The organism is Streptomyces malaysiensis subsp. samsunensis (assembly GCF_024519315.1).
Taxonomy (GTDB): domain Bacteria; phylum Actinomycetota; class Actinomycetes; order Streptomycetales; family Streptomycetaceae; genus Streptomyces; species Streptomyces malaysiensis.
Genome location: NZ_JANIIC010000004.1, coordinates 99705 through 118704 on the forward strand (window position 1 = coordinate 99705; position 19000 = coordinate 118704).

20 protein-coding genes and 1 pseudogene are annotated in these 19000 nt (G+C 70.6%); 7 read left to right on the top strand and 14 right to left on the bottom strand.

Translation table 11 applies throughout. The annotated features are described in order from the left end of the window. Positions 1–229: 229 nt before the first annotated feature. Complete coding sequence (locus tag NQU54_RS04750) at positions 230–439, bottom strand: hypothetical protein (RefSeq protein WP_257629907.1); 210 nt, start codon at positions 437–439, stop codon at positions 230–232. On the opposite strand from NQU54_RS04750, the pseudogene NQU54_RS49965 reads away from it, so the two are divergent. Together NQU54_RS49965 and NQU54_RS04755 are read left to right on the top strand one after the other, a co-directional pair. Further along, positions 403–822: pseudogene (locus tag NQU54_RS49965) on the top strand (transporter permease); the annotation flags it as partial. The gene NQU54_RS04750 and the pseudogene NQU54_RS49965 sit on opposite strands and share 37 nt — an antisense overlap. A 4-nt stretch (positions 823–826) precedes the next feature. After that, positions 827–1699 carry an SLC13 family permease gene (locus tag NQU54_RS04755; protein WP_257629908.1) on the top strand — a complete coding sequence of 291 codons (873 nt, stop codon included), beginning with the start codon at positions 827–829 and terminating at the stop codon, positions 1697–1699. Here the strand turns inward: NQU54_RS04755 and NQU54_RS04760 are convergent. The 8 genes from NQU54_RS04760 to NQU54_RS04795 form a co-directional block, all read right to left on the bottom strand. Then, positions 1689–2852, bottom strand: coding sequence for an enolase C-terminal domain-like protein (locus tag NQU54_RS04760; RefSeq protein WP_257629909.1), 1164 nt, complete (start codon positions 2850–2852; stop codon positions 1689–1691). The two genes, NQU54_RS04755 and NQU54_RS04760, sit on opposite strands and share 11 nt — an antisense overlap. A gap of 25 nt (positions 2853–2877) precedes the next feature. Further along, complete coding sequence (locus NQU54_RS04765) at positions 2878–3819, bottom strand: phosphoglycerate dehydrogenase (RefSeq protein WP_257629910.1); 942 nt, start codon at positions 3817–3819, stop codon at positions 2878–2880. Positions 3820–3997: 178 nt separating this feature from the next. Beyond that, on the bottom strand, positions 3998–4765 hold the full coding sequence (locus NQU54_RS04770) for an HpcH/HpaI aldolase family protein (protein ID WP_257629911.1): 768 nt from the start codon (positions 4763–4765) through the stop codon (positions 3998–4000). Positions 4766–4841: 76 nt separating this feature from the next. After that, on the bottom strand, positions 4842–5687 hold the full coding sequence (locus NQU54_RS04775) for an ABC transporter ATP-binding protein (RefSeq protein WP_257629912.1): 846 nt from the start codon (positions 5685–5687) through the stop codon (positions 4842–4844). Further along, entirely contained in the window at positions 5684–6490 is an 807-nt protein-coding gene (locus tag NQU54_RS04780) for an ABC transporter ATP-binding protein (protein ID WP_257629913.1), read from the bottom strand. The genes NQU54_RS04775 and NQU54_RS04780 overlap by 4 nt, the downstream gene beginning before the upstream one ends. Next, a complete protein-coding gene (locus NQU54_RS04785; protein WP_257629914.1) occupies positions 6487–7398 on the bottom strand; it encodes an ABC transporter permease in 912 nt (303 codons plus the stop codon). The genes NQU54_RS04780 and NQU54_RS04785 overlap by 4 nt, the downstream gene beginning before the upstream one ends. Further along, complete coding sequence (locus NQU54_RS04790; RefSeq protein ID WP_069868414.1) at positions 7395–8330, bottom strand: ABC transporter permease; 936 nt, start codon at positions 8328–8330, stop codon at positions 7395–7397. The genes NQU54_RS04785 and NQU54_RS04790 overlap by 4 nt, the downstream gene beginning before the upstream one ends. A 1-nt stretch (position 8331) precedes the next feature. Then, the gene (locus tag NQU54_RS04795) at positions 8332–9915 is read right to left on the bottom strand and encodes an ABC transporter substrate-binding protein (protein WP_306278364.1); all 1584 of its coding nucleotides are present in this window, start codon (positions 9913–9915) and stop codon (positions 8332–8334) included. Positions 9916–10045: 130 nt separating this feature from the next. On the opposite strand from NQU54_RS04795, the gene NQU54_RS04800 reads away from it, so the two are divergent. The 3 genes from NQU54_RS04800 to NQU54_RS04810 are packed head-to-tail and all read left to right on the top strand — an operon-like array spanning position 10046 to position 11605. After that, entirely contained in the window at positions 10046–10273 is a 228-nt protein-coding gene (locus NQU54_RS04800; protein WP_257629916.1) for a hypothetical protein, read from the top strand. Beyond that, positions 10270–11274, top strand: a complete 1005-nt coding sequence (gene pdxA / locus NQU54_RS04805; RefSeq protein WP_231981120.1) for a 4-hydroxythreonine-4-phosphate dehydrogenase PdxA — start codon at positions 10270–10272, stop codon at positions 11272–11274. The genes NQU54_RS04800 and pdxA overlap by 4 nt, the downstream gene beginning before the upstream one ends. Then, positions 11261–11605, top strand: coding sequence for a DeoR/GlpR family DNA-binding transcription regulator (locus NQU54_RS04810; protein WP_257629917.1), 345 nt, complete (start codon positions 11261–11263; stop codon positions 11603–11605). The genes pdxA and NQU54_RS04810 overlap by 14 nt, the downstream gene beginning before the upstream one ends. Before the next feature lie 153 nt (positions 11606–11758). Here the strand turns inward: NQU54_RS04810 and NQU54_RS04815 are convergent, their stop codons facing one another. Next, positions 11759–12634 (bottom strand): universal stress protein, encoded by an 876-nt coding sequence (locus NQU54_RS04815; RefSeq protein WP_257629918.1) that lies wholly within the window; start codon positions 12632–12634, stop codon positions 11759–11761. 73 nt (positions 12635–12707) lie between these two features. After that, a complete protein-coding gene (locus NQU54_RS04820) occupies positions 12708–13595 on the bottom strand; it encodes a universal stress protein (RefSeq protein ID WP_257629919.1) in 888 nt (295 codons plus the stop codon). A gap of 393 nt (positions 13596–13988) precedes the next feature. Here NQU54_RS04820 and NQU54_RS04825 point away from each other — a divergent pair, with 393 nt between their 5' ends. Next, positions 13989–14735, top strand: coding sequence for a CBS domain-containing protein (locus tag NQU54_RS04825; protein WP_257629920.1), 747 nt, complete (start codon positions 13989–13991; stop codon positions 14733–14735). A gap of 72 nt (positions 14736–14807) precedes the next feature. Here NQU54_RS04825 and NQU54_RS04830 read toward each other — a convergent pair whose 3' ends face one another. The 3 genes from NQU54_RS04830 to NQU54_RS04840 all read right to left on the bottom strand — a co-directional run bounded on the left by NQU54_RS04830 (position 14808) and on the right by NQU54_RS04840 (position 17908). Beyond that, positions 14808–15011, bottom strand: a complete 204-nt coding sequence (locus NQU54_RS04830) for a ferredoxin (protein ID WP_069868397.1) — start codon at positions 15009–15011, stop codon at positions 14808–14810. Positions 15012–15075: 64 nt separating this feature from the next. Next, positions 15076–16293 carry a cytochrome P450 gene (locus NQU54_RS04835; RefSeq protein ID WP_257629921.1) on the bottom strand — a complete coding sequence of 406 codons (1218 nt, stop codon included), beginning with the start codon at positions 16291–16293 and terminating at the stop codon, positions 15076–15078. 121 nt (positions 16294–16414) lie between these two features. Then, positions 16415–17908 (bottom strand): MFS transporter, encoded by a 1494-nt coding sequence (locus NQU54_RS04840; protein WP_257629922.1) that lies wholly within the window; start codon positions 17906–17908, stop codon positions 16415–16417. Positions 17909–18184: 276 nt separating this feature from the next. Here NQU54_RS04840 and NQU54_RS04845 point away from each other — a divergent pair, with 276 nt between their 5' ends. Further along, on the top strand, positions 18185–18856 hold the full coding sequence (locus NQU54_RS04845; RefSeq protein WP_069868705.1) for a TetR/AcrR family transcriptional regulator: 672 nt from the start codon (positions 18185–18187) through the stop codon (positions 18854–18856). Positions 18857–19000: the final 144 nt, after the last annotated feature.

The window sequence follows — 19000 nt, forward strand, 5'->3', positions numbered from 1 at the left end:
CGCGCGCGCTCGTCCACCACAGCTCCCTTCACCATGCCCCCGGCCCACCCAAGAATGCCGGACGAACCGAACTCGTACGACGGCACCCGGGGGGCGCACCCGAGCGGACGGTGTGGGCACGGCTCACGAGTGATGGGCGGATGGCGATCGTCCCACGACTCGGCCCGGCGGCACCGGCGGCCCCGGCACAAGCCGTTCGCGCGCGGCCGTACCAGGCGGCCGGTATCGCTCAACCCGGGCGGCCCGACAGCTCGTCGGCGCGAGCGATGATCAACCGGCGGACGACGACGGAGGATCGCGACGGCTGGCTGTCCACGCGCTGGACCAGGCTGACCTCCACCGGTTCCGCGTCCGCCAGGGGGAACCGCACCAGACCGGTCGGGGGCGGCCGGGTGCCGAAGTGTGCCAGAAGGCCCACCCCGGCGCCTTCGGCCGCCATGGTCCGAACCGTTCCGGCGCTCCATCGTCGTTCTCATCGCCCTCTTCGCGGCGACCGCCCTGCCGAGGTTCAACCTCGGGCCGGCGGCCCTTCCGGCCGCCTTCCTCGTCGGTCTCGCCGCGGACCGCACCGCCGACGATGTGACGGCGTTCTTCCCCGGTGACTTCTTCGTGCTGATCGTCGGAGTCACGGCGCTGTTCGCCGTCGCCCAGATCAATGGCACCCTCGACTGGCTCCTCAATGGAATGCTCCGTCTGGTCGGCGGACGCGCGCTGTTGGTCGTCCTGGTCCCGTTCCTGATCGGCGCCGTGCTGACGGCGATCGGCACACTCCCGGCCGCCGCCACCGCCATCGTCGCTCCCCTCGCACTCGGTCTCGCCGCGCGCTATGGGATACCCCTTTTCATCGCGGCTGTGCTCGGTATCACCGGCGTCATCAGCGGGCTGCTTCTCGCCCCTGGCCGTCTACGGCACCAGCGCGCGCCAACTGGGGGACAAGCTGGGAATCGGGCTGCCCGACTCCGCCCCGGTCAGCTTCTTCTTCGGCGGAGTTCTGGCCGGCCTCGCCGTCTCGGCCGGTTGTCTCGCCGTCGGGTTCCGCACCGGCGCCATGCCGCGTGGCCGTGTGGCGCCGACCACGCCGGACGGACTCCACGCCGCCCTCGCGCCCACCGGCACCGGCACCGGACCAGCAGCCGGAGAAAAGGCCGGGCGTGCCCCGTCGTCAGGTATCTCCCGGGTGCTCACCCTCGCCTGCCTGCTGGCGGTGGTGGTGCTCTCGGTCGGCTTCGACGTCAACATCGGCTACCTGGGGCTCACCGCCGCGGTCATCCAGCAACTCGTCCTCGGGCTGGAGCCGAACGACATCATCTCCCGCATGCCCTGGAATGTGGTGCTGCTGATCGGGGGACTGCTCACCTACATCGGGTTGATGCAGGATCTGGGCGCCTTCGCCCGGATCAGCGACCTGCTGCGGGTGGAGGGGGCACCGATGCTGAGTCTGCTCGTCCTGTGCTACATCGCCGGTGTCACGTCCTTCGCCGCGAGCTCCATCACCGTCTTCGCGACGATGATGCCGCTGGTTCCCGCGGTAGTCGCCGAAGGGGTTTCGCCCGTCGGCGCCGTTCTCTCGGTCGCGTTGGCCTCGGTGCTGGTCGATGTCAATCCGCTGGGTATCAGGCGGCCCCGGAACATCGTGGGTGGCTCCTCGTTCCGTGGCTCGTACAGATCGGCCCGTGTGACCGCCGGTGTCATCGAGTGAACTCCACGGTGTCGACCGTGTGCGCTTCGATGGCGTCCCAGTCGTACTCCACGCCGAGCCCGGCGCCCTCGGGCACCGGCACACAGCCGTCCGCGTCGATCGCGGTGAGCCCGTCGCGGTAGCCGTCGGCGTAGATCAGCTGGCTGCGGCCGATCTCGGAGGATTTGGGGTGTACGAAGGACATCTCGTAGTAGTTGGTGTTCCGCAGTGAGGCCATCAGCTGGCGCTGCGCGGGGCCCGGCGTGTGCAGTTCCACGTCGAGGCCGAGCGCCTCGGTGGCGTGGGCGATCTTGAGGGCGCCGGTGATGCCGCCGTCGTACTCGGCGTCGGCGCGCATGAAGTCGGTGCCGCCGCCGATCGCGAAGTCCATGTGCTGCTCGAGGCCGCGCACGTGCTCGGTCTGAAGCAGGGGAGTGCGGATCAGTTCCCGCAGACGCTTGTGGCCGAAGATCGAGATGCCCGTGTCCTTGTACGGGTCCTCCAGCCACAGGAAGTTCGCGTCGTCGCATGCGCGGCCCACCTGCACCGCGTGCGCGAAGGTCTCCAGTTTGCAGCCGGGGTCGAGCATCAGGTCCATGTCCGGACCCACGGCCTCGCGCACCTTGGCGATCGTGCGCACCACCTCGGGCACATCGTAGGTGTCCCACACATGCAGCTTGTACGCGCGGTAGCCGAGCTCCTTGCAGGCCACGGCGAAGTCGGCGTACGCCTCGGGGCTGTCGAGGCCACCGTTCCGGTCGCCCGCCGCGGTGGAGGCGTAGGCGGGCAGCCGGGTCTTCCAGCCCCCCAGCAGGGTCCGGATCGAGGCGTTGTGCACCCGGCCCGCGAGGTCCCACAGCGCGATGTCGACGAAGCCCATACCCATCTTGTCGAACTTGCGCAGCTGCCGCTTGACGTCGTTGTAGATGAGCTCGCGTTGCAGCGGGTCCTTGCCGATGAGGTAGCCGCCGAACATGTTCACCTGCGCGGTGGCCACCGAATTACCGCCGACGTACTGCCCGACCACCCCCTCGTCGGTGTAGATCCGGATCGCGTAGGCGCTGGTCGGCTTGCGGCTGCCGGGGGTGTACACCAGCGAGAAACCGGTGGGGTGCTTGGAGAAGTCGACCATGTCGAACTTCGCCTGATCGATGCGGATACGTTCGATCTTCATGACTGTCCTTTGCGTTGGAGCGGGGTCAGGCGGCGGAGTACCGGGGCTCGGCCCCCTGGAGCACGGCGAGTACGCCTTCGCCCACGGTGACGCCCATCGCCCGGTTCGCCTCCCGGCTGCACGCGCCGATGTGGGCGGTCAGCACCACGTTGGGCGCGCTCAGCAGTGGGCTGTCGCCGGGTGGCTCGACGGCGAAGGCGTCGAGGCCGGCTCCGGCCAGGTGTCCGCCGTGCAGCAACTCGGCGGCGGCGGCTTCGTCGACGAGGCCACCGCGTGCGACGTTGAGCAGGATGGAACCCCGCCGCATGGCGGTGAGCCGGTCACGGTGCAGCAGCGGCTCGGCGCCGGGGGTGGCGGGCAGGTGCAGGCTTACCACGTCGCTGTCGAGGATGGTGTCGAGATCGGCCGATGCCACGTCCCCGAAGGCATCGGTGGGCAGGTATGGATCGTGGGCGATCACGTCCATGCCGAAGGCGGTGGCGTACTCGGCCACGCGTCTGCCGATCCGGCCGAAGCCGACGATGCCGAGGCGGCGCCCGGCCAGTTCGACGCCGAACGTCTTCGGCCAGCCGCCGGCCCGTACGGCGCGGTCGTTGGCGGAGATCCCGCGCGCCACGTCGAGCAGCAGGCCGAACGTCAACTCGGCGACGGCGCGTGAGTTGCTGCCGGGCGCGTACACCACCCGCACGCCGTGCTCACGCGCGGCGTCGAGGTCGATGTTGTCGTAGCCGACACCGTGCTTGGCCACGACCTTGAGCCGGGGCGCCGCCTCGAACACCTCGTTGTCGATCGGGTCGAGCCCGACGATCAGCGCCTCGGCCTCGTGGACGCGGGCGAGCAGGTCGGCGCGGGGCAGCGGCACGTCCTCGCGAGGCCGCTCCGCGCGCACGCCCGCCACGCGCAGCAGCTCCCACGGCTCGCTGGAGAACCGGCCGAACGTGGGCGTGGTGATCAGGGTCAGGCTCATGTGGTCCCGGTTTTCGCATCGGATTCCCGCCGGCCCGGCCAGTCCGCGTCGAGCCGGACGTACGAGCCGGCCGAACGGTGGCCGTCGGACGAGGTGCTGGAGCGATTCGCCGCGTGCGACCGGGCCACCGGGGCGGTGAGCATGGCTTCGGCGCGGCCGCGTCCGGTCTCGCGCGGCCTCACAGATCGCCTCGCGCGGCTGACAGATGAGCCTTTGCCGCCTGTTCCAGGTGGACCAGGTCGCTCGCCACCGACGCGAACGTGTAGCCCTGCTCCAGCCTGCGCCTGGCGACCTCGCCGTTCGGCGTGTGGATGCCCGCAGCGATCCCCGCTGCCTCCGCGGCCTTGGCGATCTTCTCGACGGCCTGCTCGAACACCTCGTCCACGGCCGGGTCGGTCGAGGTCTCTCCACCGACCGCGAGCCGCAGATCCGAGGGGCCCACATAGATGCCGTCGAGACCCGGCGTCGCGCAGATTTCGGCTACGTTGTGCAGGCCCTGAGGCGTCTCGATCATCGCGAGCAGCAGTACCGACTCGTTGGCCTCCGCGGGCTTGGGGCCCACGCGCAGTTGTGCGCGCATCGGCCCGTACGAACGGCGGCCCTCCGGCGGGTAGCGGGTCGCGCGTACGGCGGCCGCGGCATCCTCGGCGGAGTCGATCAGCGGCACGATGACGCCGGTGGCGCCCGCGTCCAGCACCCTGCCGATGGCGAAGGGGTCGTTCTGCTCCACCCGCACCATCGCCGCGGACGTGGCCCCCGCGTCGATGGCGAGCATCGCGTTGCGGATGCCGGTGTAGCCGATGAGGCCGTGCTGGGCATCCACCGCGACGTAGTCGTAGCCGAGCCGGGCGAGCCGTTCGGTGGCGATGGGGTCGTCGAGCACCACCCAGTAGCCGATGGCGTGTTGACGGTTACGGATTCGACGGGCGAACTCGAGTGCGCTCACGGGAATGTGCTCCTGTCCTTCGTTCTCAGCGGTCAGCGGTTGTGGTTGTGGTTGGGCATCGGCCCGGGTGTGCCGGTCATGTGTTCCTTTCCGTTGCTCTGGCGCCGATGCCGGCGAGCAGATGCCGGGGTTTGCGGCCGGTCATGGCCGCCGGATCCAGTGCGGCGTCGCGCAGCGCGCGGGTGTAGGCGGATGCGGGTTCGGTCAGCACCCGGTCGGCGGGCCCGTACTCCACCACCTCGCCCCGGCGCAGGACGAGCACGTCGTCGCTGAGCTCGTGCACCACGCCGAGGTTGTGCGAGATCACCACGTAGGCCACGCCGGTGTCCGCCTGGATGTCCCTGAGCAGCGCCAGCACCTGTGCCTGTACCGAGACGTCGAGTGCGCTGGTCGCTTCGTCGCACACCAACACGTCGGGCCGGCACGCGAGCGCCCTGGCGATGCCGATGCGCTGGCGCTGCCCGCCGGAGAACTCGGCAGGTAGCCGGTCGAGCGCGGTCTTCGGCAGCTCGACCCGCTCCAGCAGCGCGAGCGCCTGCTTTCTGCGCTGGACCGAGTCGCGCGTTCCGCGCAGCTTCAGCGGCTCTCCCACGATCTCGCCCGTGGTGAGCCTCGGGTCGAGCGACGCGTACGGGTCCTGGAAAATCATCTGCACGCGGGCGCGCAGCGGCCGCAGACGGCGTTCGGACAGCCGGGAGATGTCGGTGCCGTCGAGCAGGATGCGGCCGGACGTCGGCCGCTGCAAGCGGACGATACTGCGTGCGATCGTGCTCTTGCCGCAGCCGGACTCGCCGACGATGCCGACGGTGCGGCCCTTCCCCAGGCTGAATCCCACACCGGAGACGGCGCGGAACCTCGTCTTGCCGCTGTCGGGGAATTCCACCACCAGGTCCTCGACGGACAGGATCGGTGTCTCGCTCACGCGGGCGTCTCCTTGTGTACCAGCCGCGGTACGGCGGCGAGCAGTTGCTTCGAGTAGGGGTGCGTCGGCGCTGTCACCACCCGCTCGACGTCGCCGCTCTCCACGAACCGGCCCGCGCGCATCACGTGCACGCGGTCGGACACGAGCCGGGCCACGCCGAGGTCGTGGGTGATCATCAAGATCGCGACGCCAGTGCGTTCTTGCAGCTCCATGAGCAGGTCGAGCACGCCCGCCTGGACGGTGACGTCGAGAGCGCTGGTCGGCTCGTCGGCCACCAGCAGCTCGGGCTCGCCCACGAGCGCGCACGCGATCAGCACCCGCTGTTGCAGTCCGCCGGAGAGCTGGTGGGGGTAGTGGTCCAGCACCCGTTCGGGGTCGGGTACGTGCACCCGCTCCAGCAGTTCCCTCGCCATCAGCCGGGCCTGGTGGCGGCTGGTTCCCCCGAGTCGCAGGCGGACCAGCTCGGTCAGCCGCCTGCCGACGGTGTGCACCGGGCTCAGAGCGGTCATCGGGTCCTGCGGGATGAGCCCCACGACGCGTCCGCGCAGGCCGCTGATCGCGGCCGGGTCGGCGATCACATCGTGCCCCGCGAGCACCGCCCTGCCCGAGAGCACGGCCAGGTCCGGTGGCAGGAGCCGGAGCAGACCCATCGCCGTGGTCGACTTGCCGGAACCGGACTCGCCGATCAGTGTCACCGTCTCGCCGGGGTCGACGTGCAGCGAGATCCCGTCGACGGCGCGGACCACGCCGTGTTCGGTGATCAGCTCGATCTGTAGGTCCTCGACCTCCAGCACACTGCTCATGCCGCCACTCCCTTCTTGGTACCCCTGACCGCGTCCCGCAGCCCGTCGCCGAGCAGGTTCACGCCCACCACCAGCAGCACGATGACCAGACCGGGCAGCGTGACGAGCCACCACGAGGTGGTGACGTAGTCCTGACCGTCCGAGATCAGCCGTCCCCAGGTGGCGAACGGCCGCTCCGGGCCGGCGCCGAGGTAGCTCAGCGCGCTTTCCAGCAGTACCGCCTGCGCCAGGAGCAGGAGCACGACGAGGCTGGTCTGCCGGACCACATTGGGCACGAGGTGGCGGAACAGCACGCCGCGGTGGGACAGGCCGAGCGTGCGGGCCGCGTCCACGTACGGCTTCTCGCGCTCGACGAGCACCATCGAGCGGGTCAGCCTGGCGACCTCGGGCCACTGTGCGATGGCGATGACCGTTGTGATCACCGGCACCGATGGGCCGAACAGTGCCACGACGAGCAGCAGCATCATCAGCAGGGGCAATGACATCTGGGCTTCGAGCAGGCGGCTGATGACCGCGTCGCACCAGCCGCCGAAGTAGCCTGCCGCGGCACCGGCGGTGAGGCCGATCAGCCCGGACACGAGCACGGCGAGCACACCGATGAGGATCGACACCTGCCCGCCGTCGAGGACCCGTGCGAGCAGGTCCCTGCCGAGCTGGTCGGTTCCGAACAGGTGGCCGTCGGTGAGCGGCGGCAGTCGGCGTGAGCCGAGGTCCTGCTCGGTGGAGCCGGGCAGGGGCAGCAGACCGGCCAGCGCCACCGGCAGTACGACCAGCGCGGTGAGGATCGCGCCGATGCGGATTTTGACACGTGCCATGCGGGGACGACGGGTGGCTCCGGCATCGCGCAGCTGGGTGGCGGTGATGCGGCTGGGGCGTTTCCCGGTCTCCGTGGGTTCTGTGATGGTCATCGCGCCGTGGCCTTTCCGAGGCGGATCCGTGGATCGAGCAGCGGGTACATCAGGTCAATGAGGAGCTGGACGAGGATCGCGAGTGCGGCGGTGACGAGGACCGTCGCCTGGATCAGCGGGTAATCGCGGGTCTCCAGCGCGCGCACCACGAGCGAGCCGACGCCGGGCCAGTTGAACACGACCTCCACCACGACGACGCCGTTGAGCATCGCCGCGAACCGGGTGCCGAGGGCGGTGAGCACGGGGATCGCGGAGTTGGTGAGGGCGTAGCCCCAGACGAGTCTGCGTTCCGGGATGCCGTGCGCGCGGGCGACCGTGAGGTAGGGCGAGGTCAGGTTGCTCACCATCTCGCGGCGCACGAGCCGTGAGATGAGCGCGACTTGGAGCAGCGCGATGGTGGTCGCGGGCAGCACCAGCCCCGGCCACGTGGTGAACCCGGAGGAGGGCAGCACCGGCAGGAGCACGGAGAAGACGGTGAGCAGCATGATGCCGCTCCAGAACTCGGGCATCGACTGCGCGGCGATCGTCACGATGTTGGCGCCCATCTCGCGGCCGGTGTCGGCGCGGCGGGACATCCAGATGCCCAGTGGCAGCGCGATCACGGCGGTGAGCGCGACCGCGGCCAGCGCGAGCGTGATCGTGTAGGGCAACCGGTCGATCACCACGTCGAACGCGGGTGCGCGGAACGAGTACGACGTGCCGAGGTCGCCGGTGAACAGACGCTCGAGGAAGGTCAGGTACTGCGAGAGGATCGAGCCGTCCAGCCCGAGCTGGGTGCGGATCTTGGCGAGATCCGCGGCGGTCGCGTTCGGCCCGGCCAAGGCGGTGGCCGGGTCACCCGGCGCCATCCGGATCAGCACGAACACCGTGGAGACCGTGAGCAGCACGACGAATGCGCTTTGACCGAGTCGCTTGAGGACGTAAGTGATCACCTCACGCCTCCAGACCGATGCGCGCGAGCTGGTAGGAGTTGGTCGCTTCCAACGACACATCGGCGACGCGGGTGCGGTAGGCCAGCACCGAGTTCGGCACGAACGCCCACATGCTCGGCCACGAGTCCCACACCACCTGCTGGATGCGGGCGGTGGTCTTCTGCCGTCGCTCGGCGTCCACCTCGGCGTAGGCCCTGTCGAGCAGCGTGAGCACCTCGCGGTTGATATAGCCCTGGTAGGTGTCGCGGGTGCGTTCGCGTTCCGGTGTGCCGCCGTACATCCCTTGCAGGATCGGCAGTGCCGCACCGACGGGGGAGGCGTAACCGTTGCCGAGGATGTCCCAGTCGCCCGCCCGGCCCTGGCGCCACTCGGAGATGTTGCCGCCCGGCTCGAACTGCCGCAGCCTCACACGGACGCCGATATCGCCGAGCATCTGCACCACGGCCTCCATCACACTGGTGTCGCCCGCGAACTCGCCCGTCTCCCAGATCAGCGTGAGCCGCAGATCGCCGTCGGCGATGCCCTCGGCCTCCAGCATCTGCTTGGCCCGGCGGGGGTCGTAGTGGTAGGTGCCGCAGGGCACCGCGCCGTTGAGCGTCTGCGCCACCGGCCCGACAGCGGGCTGCGCGGAGCCGGCCAGGACCTCGTCGGCAAGCCGCTTGCCGTTCACGGCCAGCGAGAGTGCCTGGCGGACCGACGCCTTGGACAGCGGATGGCCGTCCGGCTTGCGGAAGTTGTAGAAGAGCTGGTTGATCCGGGTACCGCGGACCCGCTCGAACGCCACATCCGGCTGCCCGCTCAGCTGATCGGCCGAGTCGGGAGTGATGGTGTCGATGATGTCGATCTCACCCGAGCGGAGTCCCACCACCCGGTTGGACTCCTCGGGCACGAACCGCACCTGCACCTGCTTCACGCGCGCGGGCCTGCCCCAGTAGTTGTTGTTGCGGCGCAAGGTGTACTCGCCGGTGCCGCGGTTCGACGCGGTGACCACGTAGGGGCCGGAGCCGACGCCGGACTGGAGTTCCTCGGGCACGTTCGCCGAGGCGGGCGTCAGGAGGATGTTGGCCATCAGGTAGTCGAGCACCGGTAGCGGGCGCTTGGTCTCCAGCGTGAACGTTCGCTCGTCCACCGGTACGACCGTCGGCCACTCGGGGAAGAACCCGGCGATGTAGGAGCCGCTGACCTGCCGGTACATCGTGAGCGCGGTGCTGACGTCCTTGATGCGCACCGGGCTGCCGTCGGAGTAGCGGATGCCCTCACGCAGCCGTACCGTCCACTGTGTCGGGGCGGTGAGCTCGAATCGATCCGCGAGTACGGGCACCGGGGTGAGATCGGCACCGATCCGGGTCAGTCCCTGGCGCACCGCGCGCTGCACGGTGACCGCCGCGTCGAACTGATTGAGCTTGTTGTCGAGTGAGACGAGTGAACGGTTCAGTCCGAGGGTCACCGAACCGGGCGGCGGACCGCCCGTGGGACTCGCACAACCGGCAAGGCTGCCCACAGCCATCGCGCCTCCGGTGACGCTCAATGCCTTGAGCAGTGTTCGTCGGGATATCTGTGCCGTCTGTGGCGTTGCTGTCCGCATGTGGAACCCTCCGTTGCTCGTCGGCGCCTTCGCCGTAGGAGCACCTGTGGGTGCGCACTCTGGCACTCTTGCACGCAATGCGCAATGCCGATAGCGTGTTTCACGCAAAATGGGTCGTGGGGAGGTGTGCGTGAGATCCGCGGAATTTATGGGTTCAGCCTTGTGCGACGACCTCAGCGGCGCTGTGGGGGCGGCTCTGGCCATTGGCGCCGACACGGTCGAACTTGCGCGTTCCACGCGGAATTCGGGCGTGCAGGTGATCGACCTCGTGGCCCGGCCCGGCGGCCACGGTGGCCCGGACAGCCTGCTCATGATCGCCGACCGGCTTCACCAGCCTGATCCTCAGGAGGAGCAGTGAAATCGCCCTTGCCCGTCATAGCCGTCACGATGGGGGACGGAGCCGGAATCGGCCCCGAGGTCGTGGTCGGCGCGCTCGCCGACGCGGCCGTGTACGAACGGTGCCGTCCCCTCGTCATCGGGGACGCCCGCCGGCTGCGCGAGGCCGCCCTGGCGCGAGGTGCGAGCGTCGAGGTGGCGGCCGTCGAATCGGTGGCACGGGCCCGGTTCACACCCGGCCGGATCGACGTCATCGACCTCGGTCTGCTACCCGACGGCCTGGAGTGGGGGAAACTGAGCCCGGCCGCGGGCGAAGCGGCCTACCAGTATGTGCGTGTCGCGGCCGAGCTCGCGGTCGCGCGCGAGGTGCAGGCCATTTGCACGGCGCCGTTGAACAAGGAGGCGCTGCACGCGGCCGGGCATATCTACCCCGGGCATACAGAGCTGCTCGCGGCGCTGACCGGTACCGAGGAGGTGTCGATGATGTTGTCGACACCCAAGGTCAAGGTCATCCACGTGACCACGCACATCGGCCTGATCGACGCCATCGCCAGGATTGATCCCGGCCTCGTCGAGCGGACCGTGCGCCGCGGCCACCAGGCAATGCGCGCCTCGGGAGTCGGCACGCCCGTCATCGGAGTCTGCGGGATCAACCCGCACGCCGGGGAGAACGGCCTGTTCGGTGCCGGTGAGGAGGAGACGAAGATCCAGCCCGCACTGGAGAAGCTGCGCGCCGACGGTATCGACGCGCGTGGCCCGCTGCCCGCCGACACCGCGTTCTTCCTCGCCGGCCGCGGGGACTACGACCTGATCGTGGCCATGTACCACGACCAGGGCCACGGGCCGGTGAAGGTGCTCGGCATCGAAGCGGGCGTCAACATCACCGTGGGGCTGCCCGTGATCCGCACATCGGTGGACCACGGCACGGCCTTCGATATCGCGGGAACCGGAGCGGCCGAGGTGGGCAGCATGATCGAGGCGCTGCGCCAGGCCGCGGACCTGGCGCCGGGTGCCACCGGATGAAGGGACGGCGAGACTGGAACGCCGCACCTTCGACCGGGTGTTCCTCGGCGCGGACGGGGTCACCGCGGAGGACGGCATCTGCGAGGCCGACATCCGGCAAACCCGGCTCAAGGAGCTGATGACGCGCCGCAGCGACCGTGTCTACCTGCTCGTGCATGCCGCCAAGATCGGCCGTCGGCCGTTTCACGCCTGGGCTCCGATGCCTCCGAAGTGGACACTGGTCACCGACGACTCGGCCACCGACGCCGATCTCGACCCGTTCCGCGCCAAGGGGATCGACGTCGTGGTCACCGACGAGAACGGCGACGACATATCCGGCCGCCGGAGCTGACCGCGGACATCCGCTGGATTCGGTTGAATTGCGGATTCACCCGGCGGCGCGGCGGGGCCCAGGGCCGGCCGGTCCCGGCGGACAGGAGGTGTGCCCGGTCCACCGGGAGGGGCGGTGCGGCCGAGGACCCGGCCCGGCGCCCGGAGCCGGCTTTCAGTCATGCGGTACGACGGCCACCGGCACGGTGGAGTGGTGGAGCACCGCGTTGGTGACGGGGCCGATATGCGTGCCCAGGGCGGAACGGCGCGTCCGGCGGCCGACCACGAGCAGTCCGGCCCCGGCCGCGGCCCGCAGCACCGACCCGGCCACGAACGCGAGATCGATCGTGCGTACCACCGTGACCCGCGGGTACTTCTCCCGCCACGGTTCCAGGGCCTTGTCGAGTTCCCGGTTCAGCCGGCCCTCCAGATCACCGTCCAGGTAGCCGATGGGTCCCGCGGCGATGCCGTACCCGTAGTCGGACGCCGGCAGCTTGCAGACGTGCACGGCGCGCAACGTCGACCCGCGTGCGGACGCCGCGGCGAAGGCGAAGTCCAGCAGCGACCCGGGGGCTTTCGCCAGGTTGCTGAGCGCGACGACGACCTCGTCGCCAGGCAGCTCGGTGGCGGACTGCTCATTCGCCCGCACCATCACCACCGGGCATGTCGCCCGGGCGAGGACCTGCTGGCCGACGGAGCCGAGCAGGAAACCGGCCAGGCCGCTGAGCCCGCGCGAGCCGAGCACCAGCATCTCGGCGCTCTCCGCCCGTTCCAGCAGCGCCGTGACGGCCGTGGCGGGTACCTGCTCGGCGGTGAGCGGAAGGTCCGGGTAGTGGCCCCTCAGTTCCTTCTCGGCGTCGCGCAGGATGCGCTGCGCCCAGTGCCTCACGGTGTCCTCGCTGTCCGGGGCGGGCACATCGACGGGTTGCCAGAGCCACGCGTGCACCAGGTGCAGCGGCAGTTCGCGGCGCAGGGCCTCACGGGCGGCCCAGTTGGCCGCGGCGAAACTCTCGGGGGAGCCGTCGAGCCCGACGACGACGGGGCGAAGCATGACAGGTACCTCCGTGTGTAAGGGGGTGGGCAGCGGGTGTTCCGCGCCGGGCGGATTCATCGCTCGGCGGTCGTCAGCCGTGCGCGATCACCGCCACCGGTGCGGGGGAGCGGTGCAGTACGGAGTGGGTGACCGGACCGATGCGCGGGCCGGTCCTGGGACCGCGGGTGAAGCGGCCTACGACCACCAGCGCGGCGTCGGCCGAGGCGTCCACCAGGTGCTCCGCGGGGCGGCCGGCCACGATCTGCTGGCTCACCTCGACGCCGGGGAACTTCGTCCGCCAGGGGCGGAGTACGTCGGTCAGCTCGCTCGCGACCTGAGCCGACCGCCCGGTGTCGAAGGGCGCCGTATAGCCGGAGGCGGAGGGTGGGCTCCATCCGTGGATGACGCGCAGTGCCACTGCCTGCCGGGCGGCGGCGCCGAACGCGAACTCGAGCACTTCCGCGGCGGGCCGCCGAAGGTCGAGCCCCAGTACGACATCGCCGTGCGCGCGGGGCCGGGATGCGGTGGCGGCCGAGCCGGTCCGGTGTTCGTCCTCGTCGGCCGCACCGGCCCGGACCAGGACGACGGGGAGCTCGGCCCGGGCCACGACCGACAGCGCCACGGAGCCGACCAGAATGCCGGTCACCCTGCTCAGGCCCCGGGAGCCGAGCACCAGCAGCTCGGAGCTCTCGGCGGCCGCCAGCAGCGAGGGCACCGGTTCCCGGGCGACCTGTTCATGGACGATCCGCAGATCCGGGTGGTCACGCCGCAGCCGCGCCGCGGTGTCGCGCGGCAGGCGCTCGGCCCATCGGGTCAGCGACGCGGTTCCGGTGAGTGGAGCGTAGGTGAACGAGTGCCAGTCCAGCGCGTGGACGAGGCGCAGCGGCAGTTCGCGGCGCAGGGCCTCGCGGGCGGCCCAGTCGGCCGCGGCGAAGCTCTCGGGCGAACCGTCCAGGCCGACAGTGACGGTACCGGGCATGGTGCGGACCTCCTTCGGGGACGCGCTTCCACCATCTCGGCGCGGAGGGCGGGGCGGGATGGGCCCCCAGGTCCCATGGACTCGGCCGACCGGCCCCATGTCCGTGTCCGCCCGACCACGCGCGGAGGGACACGGACAGGGGGCCAAGCCGGTACGGACGACTCCGCCTTCCCGGAGGGGGCGGAGGCTGCCACCCGAGCCGACCCGAGCCGAGCCGACCCGAGCCGACCCGAGCCGCGCCGGCCCGCCCCGGACGCGTGGGCCGGTCGGCGCCCCGGCGGGGCCCGTCGACCCACGCCGGGTGCCGCGCCACCAGCCCACAGTGGAGAGGAGAGGAGGCCGAGCCCGGCCTCCGCTTTCCATGTTCTTCCGGAAGGGAACCGTGGTGCGGCGATGACACACCGAACCGTGGGGCAGGTCATGACGACGGCCGTCGTCCATGTGCGGCCTGACGCGTCGTTCAAGGAGATCCTCAATGTGCTCGTCGAGCACGATCTCACCGCCGTGCCCGTACTCGACGATCAGAACAGGCCGCTGGGGGTGGTCTCCGATGCCGATCTGCTGAGCGACGCGGCGGGCAAGGACACCCCGGACGGCTGGGCACTCACCGCGCGGCCGTCGCCGGACGCCGAGCGCGACAGCCGGGTGAAGGACGCGGCCGGACTCATGAGGAGCCCCGCCGTATGCGCCGCATCGGAGTGGACGGTGGGCGAGGCCGCCCGGGTGATGGGCCGACGGGGTGTCGACCACCTCGTGGTGGTCGACGAAGCCGGGCGTACGGTGGGCATCGTCGGCCGCGGCGATCTGCTCCGGGGTTTCCTCCGCCGCGACCGGGCGATCGCCGAGGACATCCGGCGCGAGGTGATGGCCCGTTCGCTGGGCTTGCCCCGGGACGCGCTCGAGGTGCGGGTCGAGGAGGGAGAGGTGTCCCTCAGCGGCGTCGTGGAGCGCAGGAGTACGGCTTCCGTCCTGGTGCGCCTGTGCGGGGACCTCGAAGGCGTGGTCGCGGTCACCGACCGGCTCGGATACCGAGCCGACGACACCCTTCCGGCCGCGGCCGCCGGCGCCCGTACGGAACGGGCGGCAGGAAGCCGGTGCGGCCATCGCGGGGTGGATACGGCTTCCCGTGACGGCGGCTGATCACCCGCACCGCCCCTTGCACGGGGCGGTGCGGGCACGCGCGCCGCTCGACGCGCGGCGCGGAACCACGTCCTACGACGGATCCTCGTCGAGTGTGATCGCGGCCGCGGGGCACACGGCCGCCGCTTCCCGGACGTCGGACCGCTGGTCCTCGGCGGGCTCGGGGGTGAGCAGGACGACGATGCCGTCCTCATCCCGCTGGTCGAACACCTCCGGTGCGATCAGCACGCACTGACCGGCGCCACAGCACTTGGCCTCGTCCACATGGACCTTCATGTCATTTCTCGCTTTCTGCGGTCGTGTCCCGCTCGTCTCGTCGGCGCGGTGTTTCCGGGATGGCTCACCAGCCCACGGGCACCGTGCGCAGGCCGCCGACGAGCAGACCCTCGACACGCTGCAACTCCTGTGCGGGCACCGCCAGATGGAGCGTCGGCAGCTTCCGCAGCAGGACGTCGAGGACGACCTGGAGTTCGGAGCGGGCCAGGGTCTGGCCGAGACAGGAATGCGGCCCGGCACCGAAGGTGAGATGCGGATTCGGGGAGCGGCCGAGGTCCATCTCGTCCGGATCGGCGAAGACCCGCTCATCACGGTTGGCGGCCGGCATGCTACAGATCACGGTGGTCCCGCCGGGCAGGATCCGGCCGTCCAGGTCGACGTCCTCACCGAGGTAGCGGCGCAGCCCGAAGCCCAGGTTGGCGTCGAAGCGCAGCGCTTCGTCGACCGCGGTGCGCACCAGGGAGGGGTCGGCCAGCAGCCGCTCCCACCGGGTGCGGTCGGCGAGCAGCATCGAGACCATCTTGCCGATCATGTTCGCGGTGGTCTCGTGCCCGGCGACGAGCAGCGCCACCCCGGTGTGCAGCAACTGGTCGTCGGACAGCCCCTCGCCCTCTTCCGCGCTCTCCGCGATCAGCGTGCTGAGCAGGTCCTCGCCCGGCTCGGTGTGCTTGGCCGCGATGAGCGTGGCCATGTACTGGTTGAGCTCGGTGTGCGCGGCCCGGGTCTCGTCCGTCGTATAGCGGGAGACGTTCAGAAACGCGTCGGACCAGTAGGAGAAGCGGTCCCGGTCCTCGGCGGGCACGCCCAGGAGATCGCAGATCACATAGACCGGGAACGGGAAGCCGACCGCGGCCTTGAGGTCCGCGGGCTGTCCGTGCTCGACCATGTCCTCCACGAGGGACTCCGCGATGCTCACCATGCCGGGGCGCAGCGCCGTCATGCGCTTGGCGGTGAGGTACTTGCCCACCTGCCGTCGCCACCGCTGATGGGGTTCACCCCGGTCGGGGATGGCCAGCGAGGTGTCGCCGTTGGCCGCCGGGCCGCCCGCGCCGTCGGGGGCGATCCGGGCGGCGTTGTCCGTGGCGGTCGGGCGGCTGAAACGGGCGTCGGACAGCAGGCTTTTGACGTCGTCGTAGCGGGTCAGATAGGTGGCCTTGTCACCGCTCGGGAGCTCGGCGGTGGCCATCGGGCACCGCTCGCGCAGCCGCTGCCACTCGGCCGGGGGATCCAGCGGGCCGTCGCCGGTCAGCGGCAGACGGATGTCCGGGTCGTGTCGGCTCATATGAGACCTCCTGGTGGGGGTTGGGTGTTCCGGTCCGAGGACGCGGGTCACCTCCGGGGCGCCGGGGCGCGGTGGCCTGCGCCGGGGGAGGGGTACGGGGCCGCCGATGGTTACGGGGGCGCTAGACCTTGGGGGCGGGCACATCCACGAGCGCGGACGGCTCGGCGGTCTCGTGGACGGCCGGGTCCGCGGTGGGCAACGGACGCCGGCGGGGGATGAACGAGGCCACCACGAACGAGAGGAGGGAGGCTCCGGCGCCGATGGCCATGACGATCTTGAAGCTGTTCTCCGAGGGCAGTGCGTGGCCCGCGAAGTCGGTGGTCAGCTGCGCCAGGATGACCCCGGCGACGGCGCTGGCGGTAGAGGTGCCGATGGAGCGCATCAGGGTGTTGAGGCTGTTGGCGGCGGCCGTCTCGGAGGGATCCACCGCGCCCATGATCAGCGAGGGCATCGCACCGTAGGCGAAGCCCACCCCGGCGCCGATGACGCAGGACACCAGGACGAGCTGCCACACCTGGGACATCATCACGATGTTCAGGCCGTATCCGGCCGCCACTATCAGGGCGCCGGTCATCAGGGTGGTCTTCGGCCCCTTGGCGGCGGAAAGGGCCGCGGACACCGGCGCGCAGGCCATCATCACCAGGCCCTGCGGGGCCATGACCAGGCCGACGGTCAGCATCGACCTGCCCAGTCCGTAGCCGGTCGCCTCGGGCAGTTGCAGGAGCTGCGGAAGGACGAGGGACATCGCGAACATCGAGAAGCCGAAGGACATCGAGGCGATGTTGGTCACCAGCACCTGGCGGCGGGCGGTGGTGCGCAGGTCCACCAGGGGTGCGGCGATCCGCAGCTCGAAGAAGCCCCAACCCGCCAGCACGACGACGGCCGCGGCGAACAGGCCGAGCGTGGTGCCGCTGCCCCAGCCCCAGTCGGCGCCCTTGGAGATCGCCAGCAGCAGACACACCAGACCCACGGCCATCCCGACGGCGCCCACCGCGTCGAACCGGCCGCCCGTGCGGACCTCGGACTCCGGGACGAGGGCGAAGACCAGACAGGTGCCGAGGGCGCCGATGGCGGCCGAGACCCAGAACAGCGTGTGCCAGTGGAAGTTGTCGGCGATGAACGCGGCGGCGGGCAGACCGAGGGCGCCACCGATGCCGAGGGACGCGCTCATCATGGCGGTGGCGGTGCCGAGCCGTTCGGCCGGCAGCTCATCGCGCATGATGCTGATGCCGAGCGGGATGACACCGGCGGCCAGGCCCTGGAGCACCCGCCCGACGATCATCGACGTCAGGGAGTCGGACAGCGCGCACAGCACGGCCCCGGCCACCAGCAGGACCAGGCTGAGGAGCAGCATGCGGCGCTTGCCGTACATATCGCCGAGGCGCCCGACGACCGGGGTGGCGACCGCAGCGGCCAGCAGGGTGGCGGTGATCGCCCAGGCGGCGTCCGCGGCGTCGGCGTGCAGCAGCGTCGGCAGCTCGGGGACGATCGGGATCACCACGGTCTGCATCAGCGAGACCACGATCCCGGCGAAGGCCAGCACCGCCACGACGAGGTTCGGTTTCGGCGGCGCGGGCTCTCCGCTTCTGACGGGCTGGGCGAGGGCGTCGGGCATGGCGAGGGGCCTCCGAATAGCGGGAATGGCGGACCGCCTGGCCGTTGGCGCGCTTCGGACGGTCCTCCGACTGGGCTAAATTTAACTCAGTCGATTGATTTAAATCGACTGTAGCAGAGCCCTCGGACGCGGTGGAGCATGCCGGCGATCAGCCCACGGCGTCCCTGGTCAGTAGGCTGGTCGTGCTCTCCTCCCGCCGTCCCGGTGGAGGACCCGCGACGGTTTCGGGACCGGCCGTCGCGGACGCGGTACGCGGTCCCGGTGAGGTGGCGGACGATGTCGGGCAGAGGGGTCCGGGAGGCGCAGGTCGAGGCGACCCGGGCGGCGATCCTGGACGCCGCGGAACGGCTGTTCGCCGAGCACGGGGTGCATACGGTCTCCAACCGTCAGATCAGCATCGCCGCGGGGCAGGGAAACACCGCCGCCGTCGGCTACCACTTCGGCACCAAGACCGACCTGGTCCGGGCGATCGCCGGCCGGCACGCGAAGGCCATCGCGGAGATCCGCGACCGGGTACTGGCCGAGGCCGGCGACTTCACCTGCGTCCGGGACTGGGCGGCCTGCACGGTGCGTCCCGTCACCGAGCACATGGCCGCTCTGGGGAGCCCCTCCTGGTTCGCCCGGTTCAACGCCCAGGTGTCGGCCGACCCGGCGCTTTTCGAGGTGATGATGAACGAAGACGACCTCGTCTCCGCGTCACGGGAGCAGTTGCGGAACGTCCTCGACCGGTTCCTCCCGGATCTGCCGCACCAGGTGACCGCCGTACGGGTGCTGATGGCCCGTCACCTGATCGTGCAGATGTGTGTCGAGACCGAGCGGGCCCTCGCGGAGGGCTCTGCCACGGCCCGTCTCAACTGGGAGGACACCGCCTCCGACCTGGCCGACGCGATCACCGCCCTGTGGGAGGCGCCGGTCACGCGGCGCCCGGGAGACGCGGCGAGCAAGTGAAGACCGACAGGGTGCGAGGGGCTCCGGCGCCAGTTCGCCACGCCGTACCGCACGCTGAGGAGGCAGACCGGTGACCTCCGCCCCGGGAGCGGGACGCCACCGAGACCGCCGACGCGTCTTCCCACCGCCGCACGGCGGTATCCG